At 65.4% G+C, this 11,302-nt stretch carries 10 protein-coding genes; 3 read left to right on the forward strand and 7 right to left on the reverse strand.

Going from position 1 to position 11,302, the window contains the following annotated elements; translation table 11 throughout:
* Both ygiD and VF497_RS07605 read right to left on the reverse strand, forming a co-directional pair.
* The coding region (gene ygiD / locus VF497_RS07600; protein WP_330887293.1) for a 4,5-DOPA dioxygenase extradiol at window positions 1-481 on the reverse strand (481 nt) is incomplete at its 3' end.
* A gap of 4 nt (window positions 482-485) precedes the next feature.
* Window positions 486-1,127 carry an NAD(P)-dependent oxidoreductase gene (locus tag VF497_RS07605; protein ID WP_330887295.1) on the reverse strand — a complete coding sequence of 214 codons (642 nt, stop codon included), beginning with the start codon at window positions 1,125-1,127 and terminating at the stop codon, window positions 486-488.
* A gap of 95 nt (window positions 1,128-1,222) precedes the next feature.
* Between VF497_RS07605 and VF497_RS07610 the strand changes: the two genes are divergently transcribed.
* Window positions 1,223-2,506 carry a TIGR03862 family flavoprotein gene (locus tag VF497_RS07610; protein WP_330887297.1) on the forward strand — a complete coding sequence of 428 codons (1,284 nt, stop codon included), beginning with the start codon at window positions 1,223-1,225 and terminating at the stop codon, window positions 2,504-2,506.
* Here the strand turns inward: VF497_RS07610 and VF497_RS07615 are convergent.
* Window positions 2,484-4,004 (reverse strand): CoA-acylating methylmalonate-semialdehyde dehydrogenase, encoded by a 1,521-nt coding sequence (locus VF497_RS07615; protein ID WP_330887299.1) that lies wholly within the window; start codon window positions 4,002-4,004, stop codon window positions 2,484-2,486. The two genes, VF497_RS07610 and VF497_RS07615, sit on opposite strands and share 23 nt — an antisense overlap.
* A gap of 122 nt (window positions 4,005-4,126) precedes the next feature.
* Between VF497_RS07615 and VF497_RS07620 the strand changes: the two genes are divergently transcribed.
* Window positions 4,127-4,717, forward strand: a complete 591-nt coding sequence (locus VF497_RS07620; protein WP_330887301.1) for a GNAT family N-acetyltransferase — start codon at window positions 4,127-4,129, stop codon at window positions 4,715-4,717.
* Here the strand turns inward: VF497_RS07620 and nth are convergent.
* The 4 genes from nth to metG form a co-directional block, all read right to left on the reverse strand.
* Window positions 4,710-5,357, reverse strand: coding sequence for an endonuclease III (gene nth / locus VF497_RS07625; protein WP_330887303.1), 648 nt, complete (start codon window positions 5,355-5,357; stop codon window positions 4,710-4,712). The two genes, VF497_RS07620 and nth, sit on opposite strands and share 8 nt — an antisense overlap.
* Entirely contained in the window at window positions 5,354-5,965 is a 612-nt protein-coding gene (locus tag VF497_RS07630) for an RnfABCDGE type electron transport complex subunit B (RefSeq protein WP_330887305.1), read from the reverse strand. The genes nth and VF497_RS07630 overlap by 4 nt, the downstream gene beginning before the upstream one ends.
* Window positions 5,966-5,976: 11 nt before the next feature.
* Window positions 5,977-6,924 (reverse strand): MBL fold metallo-hydrolase, encoded by a 948-nt coding sequence (locus tag VF497_RS07635; RefSeq protein WP_330887307.1) that lies wholly within the window; start codon window positions 6,922-6,924, stop codon window positions 5,977-5,979.
* Between the two features lie 67 nt (window positions 6,925-6,991).
* A complete protein-coding gene (metG, locus tag VF497_RS07640) occupies window positions 6,992-9,094 on the reverse strand; it encodes a methionine--tRNA ligase (protein ID WP_330887309.1) in 2,103 nt (700 codons plus the stop codon).
* 145 nt (window positions 9,095-9,239) lie between these two features.
* Here metG and VF497_RS07645 point away from each other — a divergent pair.
* Window positions 9,240-11,302, forward strand: a 2,063-nt coding sequence (locus VF497_RS07645; protein ID WP_330887311.1) for a glycoside hydrolase family 36 protein, incomplete at its 3' end; no start/stop codon positions are given.

Below are 11,302 nucleotides of genomic sequence, written 5' to 3' on the forward strand. Positions count from 1 at the left end.
CGAGGACCAGCACGCCTTCGTCGCGCAGTGCGCCGAGTTCGCGGCCGAGCGCATGGTGGAAAGCGCCCGGCTGCGCGCTGTCGATGCTGAGCTGCAAGGTCGGCACGTCGGCCTGCGGATACATGATGTCGAGCACGCTCCAAGCGCCATGGTCGAGGCCCCATTCCGACGTCGTGTGCACTTTTGTACTTTTCACCAGGTCGGCGATGCGCTGTGCGAGCGCCGGGTCGCCCGGTGCCGGATAGCGCACGTCGAACAGCGCCTGCGGGAAGCCGTAGAAATCGTGGATCGTCTGCGGCTGCGGCGCGGCGCAGACGAAGCTGCCGCGCGTTTCCCAATGCGCGGACACGCACAGGATCGCCTTCGGCTTCGGCATGCGCGCGGCCAGCTGCTGCCAGCCGCGCGTGAAGTCGTTGCTCTCGATCGCGTTCATCGGCGAACCGTGGCCGACGAACAGCGTGGGCATGCGCGTCGTGCTCATGGCTTCAGTACGCCACCGAAATGCGCTGGCGCAGATGCTCGTTCTTGTCGAGGCAATCGAGCACGGCGACCGCGTAGTCGGCGATCGTGATGCGGCTGACGCCGTTCGCGTCCGCGAGCAGTCGGTCGCCACCGACGCGATACGTGCCGCTGCGCTCGCCGTCGACGAGAAGAGCAGCCGGGCTGATGTAAGTCCAGGCTATGTCCGCATTCGACGCGCGGAAAATCTTCAGCGCTTCGGCCTGCGCGTTCGCCTCGGGGAGCCATTCCTTGGGGAATTGCGGCGACGAGGACACAGTCACGCCCGGCGCGGTTTCCAGGTTGCCCGCGCCGCCGACCCAGACGAAGCGCTTCACGCCCGCGGTGGGCAACGCGTCGAGCAAGATCGACGCGTACTTCGGAATCAGGCCGGCGTCGGCGTCGCGGCGCCCGGAAAGGGCCGCGACCGCAGCGTCCACGCCCGCGAGCGCTGCGCGGTACGAGGCCGGGTCGGCGACATCGCCGGCAACGAGCTTCACCTTCGGATTGTGGATGTTCGCGCGCGCAGGATCGCGCACGATGGCGACGACGTCGTGGCCGCGCCGCAGTGCCTCATCGAGGATGCCGTGGCCGACATGGCCACCGGCGCCGAACAGGGCAATTTTCATGGCTTCGTTCGCAGATTAAAGAATAGACCAATAGCATGCGACCGCTTGCGTGCCGATACAATTGCCATGAATGGAACGCTGCGTCTGCCTTGTCGATGACTGAAAACACGCTTCAAACCCGCAGGATCGCCGTCATCGGCGGCGGCCCGGCCGGCTTGATGGCCGCCGAAACGCCGCGTGCCGCAGGTGCGTCGGTGGACGTCTACGAGCGCATGGGCTCGGTCGGACGCAAGTTCCTGATCGCCGGCAAGGGCGGGCTCAACCTTACCCATTCCGATCCGTTCGAGCGCTTCGTGTCGCGCTATCGCGGGCGCGAGCGCGAAATGCGCGCTTGGCTGCAGAAATTCGACGCCGAGGCGTTGCGCGAATGGGCGCGCGGGTTCGGCGTGGAGACGTTCGTCGGCACTTCCGGTCGCGTGTTTCCAAGCGACCTCAAGGCCGCGCCGCTGCTGCGTGGCTGGGTCCGGCGCCTGCGCGCAAGCGGCGTGAATTTCCATGTACACCATCGCTGGCTGGGCTGGAGTGACAACGGCGCGCTGCGTTTTGTACACGAGGACGACGAACGCGAGGTGCACGCCGACGCGGTCGTGCTCGCGCTCGGCGGCGGCAGTTGGCCCGTGCTCGGCTCGGACGGGTCATGGACGCGGTTGCTCGAAGAGCGCGCGGTCGATCTGACTCCGCTGCAACCGGCCAACTGCGGCTTCGAGATTGCGTGCGCCAATGTCGAAGGCTGGAGCGAATTCTTCGCGAACAAATACGCCGGCCAGCCGATCAAGCCGGTCGTGATCGAATGGCACGGTGCGAAAGGCGAAACGACCCGCCGCCAGGGCGAGTTCGTTGTCACCGCGAACGGCGTTGAAGGCAGCCTGATCTACGCGCTCAGTGCCGAGTTGCGCGATGCGATCGCCGCGCAGGGCAGTGCGACGATCCATCTTGATCTTGCACCGGGGCGTGACGTCGAGCGCCTCGCACGCGACCTCGCGCAGCCGCGCGGCAAGCGCACGCTCAGCGAGCACCTGCGCCGGCATGCGGGCATCGACGGGGTGAAGACCGGGCTGCTGTACGAATTGCTCGCCAAGGACGCGATGCAGAATTCTGCGCATCTCGCGCAGGCGATCAAGGCGTTGCCGCTGACCTTGGTCCGTCCGCGTCCGTTGGCCGAATCGATCAGCACCGCAGGCGGCGTACGTTTCGCCGCGCTCGACGAAAACCTGATGCTGAAAGTGCTGCCTGGCGTGTTCTGCGCCGGCGAGATGATCGACTGGGAAGCGCCGACCGGCGGCTATCTGCTCACGGCCTGCTTCGCGAGCGGAAAGATTGCCGGGCAGGGTGCGGCGGAGTGGGCGAGCCGGTCAGTCAGTGCGCCACCGGCATGGTGAACTGCGCCCCTTTGGCGATCGAATCGGGCCAGCGCTGCATCACGCTCTTGTAGCGCGTGTAGAAGCGCACGCCTTCTTCGCCGTAGATGTGTGCGTCGCCGAACAGCGAGCGCTTCCAGCCGCCGAACGAGTGCCAGGCCATCGGCACCGGGATCGGCACGTTGATGCCGACCATGCCGCACTTGATCTGGCGCGCGAACGCGCGCGCGATGCCGCCATCCGAGGTGTAGCAGGAAACGCCGTTGCCGAATTCGTGTGCGTTGATCAGTTCGACCGCGCTGGCGAAGTCGGGCACGCGCACGATGCCGAGCACGGGTCCGAAGATTTCCTCGCGGTGGATCTTCATTTGCGGCGTGACGTGGTCGAACAGCGTGCCGCCGAGGAAGAATCCGTCCTCGTGGCCGGCGACGACATGGCCGCGCCCGTCGACGACGAGCTCGGCGCCTTCGGCCACGCCGGCATCGATGTAGCCAACGACTTTTTCGCGGTGTATCGCGGTCACCAGCGGGCCCATCTCGACGCTGCTGTCGAGGCCGCTGCCGATCTTGAGTGCCTTGATCCGCGGTACGAGTTTGTCGACGAGCTTGTCGGCGACGTCGCCGACCGCGACGGCGACCGAGATCGCCATGCAGCGCTCGCCGGCCGAGCCGTAGGCCGCGCCGATCAGCGCGTCGACGGCCTGGTCGAGGTCGGCGTCAGGCATGACGATCAGGTGGTTCTTCGCGCCGCCGAGTGCCTGCACGCGTTTGCCGCGCGCGGTGCCCTGCGAGTAGATGTACTTGGCGATCGGCGTCGAGCCGACGAAGGAGAGCGCGACGACATCGGGATGTTCGATCAGCGCGTCGACCGCGGTCTTGTCGCCGTGGACGACATTGAACACGCCGTCGGGCAGTCCGGCTTGCTTGAGCAATTTCGCGATCAACAGCGACGCTGAAGGATCGCGTTCCGAGGGCTTCAGCACGAAGGTGTTGCCGCAGGCCAGCGCGACCGGAATCATCCACAGCGGCACCATGAACGGGAAGTTGAACGGCGTGATGCCGGCGACGACGCCGAGCGGCTGGCGCATGCTGTAGTTGTCGATGCCGCCGCCGATCTGGTCGCTGTACTGGCCCTTTAGCAGATGCGGCGCGGCGCAGGCGAATTCGACGACTTCGATACCGCGCGTCACTTCTCCTCTGGCATCGGAGAACACCTTGCCATGCTCGCGCGTGATCAGCTCGGCGAATTCGTCGGCATGCGCATCGAGCAGCGCCTTGAACGCGAACAGGACGCGCGCGCGTTTGAGCGGCGGCGTCTCGCTCCACGCCGGAAACGCGCGGCGCGCGGCGGCCACGGCGGCGTCAACTTCCTCCACACTGGCGAGTGCCACCTGCGCGGCGACGCTGCCGAGCGCCGGATCGAAGACATCGCCGAGCCGGCCACTGGCGCCGGCGACTTCACGACCTTCGATAAAGTGGGCGATCTGGCGGATGGAAAGCTTAGGGGACTGGCGGTTCATGGCGCGGCTCGTACGTGTCGATGGATGCCGCTCCAATCCTACAACGTATCCCGCTGTGTTGCCGATGGCACAGCGCTGGATGCGGCTTTGTGGCCGTGGCGGCATGCGCTATCGTCGCCCGCATGATCGAAGTGAAGACGTTCAGCGGTACGGAGATCGAACCCCACCTCGATGCCGTCGCCGCATTGCGCATCGCCGTGTTCCACGACTGGCCGTACCTCTACGCGGGCGATCGTGACTACGAGAAACAGTACCTCGCGACCTACGCGAAGTCGTCGGAGAGCCTGTTCGTGCTCGCCTTCGACCGCGAGCGCGTGATCGGCGCGTCGACCGGGATTCCGCTGACCGACGAGACCGCGGCGTTCCAGAAGCCGTTCCTCGACCGCGGCATCGCCCTCGGCGACGTGTTCTATTTCGGCGAATCGGTGCTGCTGCGCGAATACCGCGGCCACGGCCTAGGCCATCGTTTCTTCGACGAGCGCGAAGGCTATGCACGGCGCCTGGGGCGTTTCGCGCTGACCGCGTTCTGCTCGGTCGAGCGCGCGGCTGACGATCCGCGCAAGCCGGAAGGTTTTCGTCCGAACGACGTGTTCTGGAACAAGCGCGGTTACGCGCGCCAGGACGACATGTTCTGCACGATCGATTGGCAGGAGATCGGTGCGAGCGCGGCGACGCCGCATCGGCTGCGATTCTGGCTGCGCCCGCTTACTTGACGCCTTCGACCGTCGTCTTGTGCTTGTACTCGCACAGGTCGCGGATCACGCACTGCGGGCAGTCGGGCTTGCGCGCCTTGCACACGTAGCGTCCGTGCAGGATCAGCCAGTGGTGCGCGTCGAGCTTGAATTCGTCGGGCACGACTTTCTCGAGCTTGTCCTCGACCGCGCGCACCGTCTTGCCGGGCGCGAGCCCGGTGCGATTGGCGACGCGGAAGATATGCGTGTCGACCGCGATCGTCGGCATTCCGAACGCGGTGTTGAGCACCACGTTCGCGGTCTTGCGGCCGACGCCGGGCAGGGCCTCGAGCGCCTCGCGCGTGCGCGGAACTTCCCCGCCGTATTGCTCGACGAGAATGCGGCAGGTTGCGATGACGTTCTTCGCCTTGGCGTTGAACAGGCCGATCGTGGCGATGTAGCCGCGCAGCTTCTCCTCGCCGAGCGCGAGGATCGCCGCCGCAGTACCGGCGACGGGATACAGCTTGCGCGTCGCCTTGTTCACGCCGACGTCGGTGGCCTGCGCGGACAGGATCACCGAGATCAGCAACTGGAATGGCGTGGCGTATTCGAGCTCGCTGCGCGGCTTCGGGTTGACTTCGCGTAAGCGGCGGAAGATTTCCGCACGTTTCTCGGCATTCATCGGTTCGAGGATTCCTTCTTCGCCTTCGCCCGCGCGATCGCTTCAAGTACAGCGCTGCGCGTGCCCGTGTGTACTTCGGCCTTGCGCGCGGCGATCGCGCCGTCGCGCTCGTTGCGTTCGCGCGCGAGCCGCGCGTTGCGCATCTCGTAGCGCTGGCGATAGTGAGCGGCGCGTGCGTTGTGCGGCGCGTTGCGCTGCATATCGTCAACGATCATCGCGATGCAATCGACTGGGCAGGCCGGAATGCAGAGCTCGCAGCCGTTGCACTCATCGCGAAGAATCGTGTGCATCAGCTTGTTCGCACCGACGATTGCATCGACCGGACAGACCTGGATGCATTTGGTGCAACCGATGCAGGCATCCTCGTCGATGACCGCGATTTCGGCCGGTTTCTCGACTCCGTTTGCGGGATTGAGCGGCTTCGCTTCGCGTCCGAGCATCGCAGCGAGTTCGCGGACGCCCTGTGCGCCGCCGGGCGGGCACTGGTTGATGTCGGCTTCGCCCGCCGCGATCGCTTCGGCGTAGGCGAGGCAGGCCGGATAGCCGCAGCGCGTGCACTGCGTCTGCGGCAACACGGCGTCGATGCGAACGGCGAGTTTCGGGGCCATGGACGCGGAGACTAAGGCTTGCGTTGCTTGTCCAGCCACACTTCGAGGCCCTGCGTGTTCAGCTCGATATCCATCGCCAGCAGCTCGCCCACTTGCACCGGATCGAAGGTGCAGCCGTGGGCCTGAGCACGCGCGGTGAACAGGGCCGCGAGATCATCGGCGATGCGCGCGTGGCGATCGGCATCGGCGGCATGCTTCTGTGCAATCGCGACCATCGCGTCGATCTGCACGTACAAGTCCCGCGCCAGGCGCGACACGTCGCTGACGCGACTGTAGTGGGTCAGGAACATCTGCTGCGGCTTGCGCTCGAGCATGCGCGCGATCGAGGCCTTGAGCGCGTCTGGCTCGAATTGCACCGGCGTCGAGGTCGGCAGGATGAAGGCGCCGTTGCCGGTGTCGAACTCACGGTAGGACAGGCCGAAGGTGTCGCCGGTGAAGAACGCGCGACTAGTCGCGTCGTAGAGGCAGAGGTGATGGCGCGCATGGCCCGGCGTGTCGAGGCAGAGCAACTCGCGCCCGGCGAGGTCTACGACATGGCCGTCCGGCGCCTCGATGACGCGCTCGGCAGGCACCGGCACGAGCGTGCCGTAACTTCGCGCGATCTCCTCGGCGCCGTACACCGCGGTCGCGCCGGCAATCAGCGCCGACGGATCGATCATGTGGCGCGCGCCGCGCGGATGCACGACGAGTTTCGCGGTCGGGAACGACTGCATCGCGAGGCCCGCGCCGCCCGCGTGGTCGAGATGCACGTGGGTGAGGATCACCCAATCGACTGCGTCGACGCTGAGGCCTTTGGCCTTGAGTGTGTCGAGCAGGCGTGGAATCGAATAATTGGTGCCGACGTCGATGAAGGCCGCGCGGCCGTTGTGCACGATCAGGTGGCTGGCATCGAACTGCGAGCGAAAGAAGCCGGTGTCGATCGCAGTGATGCCATGGTCGAAATCGATCGTTGTTTTCATAAGAGTAAAAGCTGGATCCCGTGTCATCGTACATCCACGTACTGCACGGGATGACCGCATCCTGCGGTCATTTGACCTGCGCTCCCGGCTGAGCGCCCTGGTCCGCATCGAGCAGGAACAAGTCGGCATCGCCCGTGCCCGCGGAAAGGATCATGCCTTCGGATACACCGAAGCGCATTTTGCGCGGGGCGAGGTTGGCGATGAAGACGACGTTGCGGCCCACGAGTTTTTCCGGCTCGGCGTAGGCGGCGCGGATGCCCGAGAAAATCTGCCGCTTGCCCAAGCTGCCGGCATCGAGTTCGAAGCGCAGCAGCTTGTCCGAGCCGTCGACGAAGCCGCAGGCGAGTACCTTGCCGATGCGCAGATCGAGCTTGGCGAAGTCGTCGATCGAGATGAAACCGTCGGTCGACGTCGCCAGCTTGTCGCCCGCCGGTGCCGCGGCCTTCGCGGATTTCTTCTTCGCCTCGGGTGCGATTGCGGCCGCGCCGGATTGCAGCGACTCCTTCGATGCCTCGATCATCGCCTCGACCCTCTTCGTGTCGATGCGCGCGGCAAGCGCGGAGAATTCGTTGATCGCGGTGCCGAGCAGCGGCTGCGCCGCCGCGTCGAAGCGCGTCGGCGTCTCGTTGAACAGCGCCAGCGCGCGCGTGGCGGTAGCCGGCACGATCGGCGCAAGATAAACGCTGAGCAGGCGGAAATAATTCAGTGCGAGCGTGCACACCGTGTGCAGTTGCGCGAGCTTCGATTCGTCCTTGGCCAGGTTCCACGGTGCGTTCACGGCAACATACGCGTTCGCCTCGTCGGCCACGGTCATGATGTCGCGCGTCGCTGCGGCGAATTCTCCGGTGTCGAACAATGCGGCGCAGTGTGCGAGCTGCTGTGCGGCATCGGCGTAGCGCGACGCCTCGTCTGCCGGCAGCGCCGTGGCGAGCTTGCCGCCGAAGTGTTTGTGCACGAAGGCGGCGGTGCGGCTGGCGATGTTCACCCACTTGCCGACAAGGTGCGAGTTGACGCGTTCCTCGAAGGCCTTGAGGTCGAGGTCGACGTCGACCGGCGCCGGCCCGAGGATCGTCGCGAAGTAGTAGCGCAGGTAGTCGGCGTCGAGGCCCGCATCGAGATAGGTGCGCGCCATGACGAAGGTGCCGCGCGACTTCGACATTTTCGCGCCATTGACGGTGAGGTAGCCGTTGACGTGCAGCGCGGTCGGCGTGCGCAGCTTCGCGCCGTGCAGCATCGCCGGCCAGAACAGGCCGTGGAAGTTGACGATGTCCTTGCCGATGAAGTGGTGCATTTCCTTCGTGCTGTTTTCGGCGAGCCAGGCGTCGAAGTCGGTGCCTGTCTTCGTGCACCAGTTCTTGAAGCTGGCGAGATAGCCGACCGGCGCGTCGAGCCAGACGTAGAAGAACTTGCCCGGCGCGTCGGGAATCGGGAAGCCGAAGTAGGGCGCATCGCGCGAAATGTCCCAGTCGCGCACGCCGCCTTCGGCGTCGAGCCACTCCTTGAGTTTGGCCGCGACCGAGGAATGCACGACCGGTTTGCTGTTCGTGAGTTTGCCGGCGAGCCAGCCGCGCAGCAGCGTGGTGAAGTCGCCGACCTTGAAGAAGTAGTGTTCCGAGTCGCGCAGCTCCGGTGTCGCGCCCGAGACGACCGAATGCGGATCGATCAGGTCGGTCGGTGCATAAGTCGCACCGCAGTTCTCGCAGTTGTCGCCGTACTGGTCGGGCGTGCCGCAGTTCGGGCAGGTGCCCTTGATGTAGCGGTCGGGCAGGAACATCTGCTTGACCGGGTCGTAGAGCTGGCGGATCGAGCGCTTCTCGATATGCCCCGCGTCGCGCAGGCGCGTGTAGATCAGGCTGGCGAGCTCGCGGTTCTCTTCCGAGTGCGTCGTGTAGTAGTTGTCGTAGACCACGCCGAAGTTGGCGAAGTCGCGCTCATGCGAGGCCTGGATACCCTTGATGAACTCCTCGGGCGCGAGCCCGGCCTTCTCGGCCGCGAGCATGATCGGCGTGCCGTGCGCGTCGTCGGCGCTGACGAATACCACCTTGTCGCCAGCCATGCGCCGCGCGCGCACCCAGATGTCGCACTGGAGGTAGCCGAGCAGATGGCCGATGTGCAGCGGGCCGTTCGCGTAGGGCAGGGCATGGGTGACGAGGATGTTGCGCGAGGACATTGAGCGGATTCCGGAAAGTTCGCCGTGGATTATCGCATGGCGGTTCACGCAATCCCCAGAGGGTGGTACAAATCGGCGGGGCGTTCTGCAACGGGGAGGTGATGTGGTGGCCAGGTCGTCGCAAATCGGGGAGGCAACGCGGCGAATGGCATTTGCCGGCCTGCTCGGCGTCCTGTTCATGGCGTCGCATGCATTCGCCGGGCAGGACGTGGACTTCAACGCGATCCGTTTCGGCAACCGCGATGCGCAACTCGTCGTCGAGGCGGGCGCGACCATGCCGCGCATTCGCCGGCTGCAGCCGGCGCAGGGTCCGGCGCTCGAAGGTGAGGCCGGAAATCCGCTGATCGACTTCGCGACGGTTGATGGCAAGGCGTCGCGCTTGCATTGGCAGCTCGACCGTGAGGCGAGCCGCATCGATGGGAAATCGCTGGCGCTGGTCTATCGTGATCCCGGCTTTCGGCTCAGGCTGAGCTGGGAATGGCTGGCGCGCAGCGAGCACGGCCCGCTCGAACATACGATCCGCATCGAGAATCTCGGCAAGCGCGAGATCTGGATTCCTCTACAGGATAGTTTCACGTTCCGCTGGAAGACCGGCATGCAGGCGCTGCAGCAGCTCTGGATCGACAAGGGCGCGGGTGAGGCGCCGCCGGTCGGCACGCATCTCGTCGATGTCGGCGATGGTTACCGCTGGCTCGGCGAATCGAGCGCGTTCGCGCATCCGCGCAAGGGCGAGCCGCGCGAGATCATTCCGTATTTCCTCGTGCGTGCGAAGGGCGAGGTGGGCGACGGCTGGTACGTCGGCATCGAATTCAGCGGGCGCATTGCGATGACCTTGAAGCGTCGAGGCGAGATGATCGAAGGAAGTGCCGGATTGAATCCCGAGCCCGGCCCGTTCCGCACGCGCTTGGCGGCCGGCGGCGAGTTCGTCACGCCCACCGTGTTCCTCGGCACGACGCATGGCGACATCGACGATGCGGGCAACGCGCTCAAGCGCTGGATCCGCGAGACCGTCAACGATGCGCGCACGCAGCGCGATCCGACCTATCCGTGGACGACTAACAACAGCTGGGGCAGCGCGATGGCGATCAGCGACGCGCAGGCGCGGCGCATGATCGACGATGCGGCCGGACTCGGTTTCGAAATGTTCCACCTCGACGCGGGCTGGTTTCGCGCGGTCGGCGACTGGCGGCCCGATCCGGCGAAATTTCCGCACGGACTCGTACCGTTGGCCGACCATGCGCATGCGCGCGGACTGAAATTCGGCCTGTGGGTGGACTGGGCGCAGGCGGGAACCAGCAAGGAGAAGGGCGCGCTCGACGTCGCCGATCCGGCGATCCGCGACTGGCTCACGACCGATCCGCGGCCGGGCTGGAAGCCAGAGGAGTTCAAAGGCCTCACTATCGACATCGGCTTGCCCGCGGCGAAAGCGTGGGTAGCGAAAGAGGCAGATCGCCTCGTGCGCGACTACAAGCTCGACATGCTCGAACATGACGGCTACGTCGTCGCACAGGGTTGCGATCGCGCGGATCACGAGCATGCGACCTGCGATCCGAGGCAGGTGAAAAAGTATACAGATGACGGCTTTATCTGGATGGATGGTCCGAATTCGACCGACGTGAGCTATCACGCCGCGCGCGCCTACTACGACATCCACGACGGACTCCGTCGCGATCATCCCCACCTGCTGCTCGAAGTCTGCAATGACGGCGGGCGCATGGTCGATTTCGGCAGCGCTGCCCACGCCGACTATTTTTCCATCGTCGACTCCTACGATCCGGTATCGAACCGGCAGGCGTTCTACGACGCGAGCCACGTGCTGCCGCCGGCGATGCTCGAAACCTACGCGAAGGAATGGCCGGCGCCGAACATTGAGAATTTCCGCTACATGCTGCGCAGCGCGATGCTGGGCTGGTTCACGTTGATGCTCGACACGACGAGCTGGAGCAAGCAGCAACACGAGGCGGCGTGGAGAGAGATCGAATTCTACAAGTCGACCTTGCGGCCGTTGATTCGCGAAGCCGACCTGTACCACGTCGGCCCGCGCGCCGACGGCATGGGCTGGGACGGCATCGAGTATTTCGATGCGAAACGCGGTCGCGGCGTGCTTTATGCTTTCCGCGGCACCCAACTGGATGCGGAAAAATATACTTTTCCGCTCCACGGACTGGATCCGCAGCGCAGCTATCGGCTGCGGTTCCGCGACGGCAG

Origin of the sequence: Rudaea sp. (assembly GCF_036383415.1) — a bacterium.
Classification (GTDB): Bacteria; Pseudomonadota; Gammaproteobacteria; order Xanthomonadales; family Rhodanobacteraceae; genus Rudaea.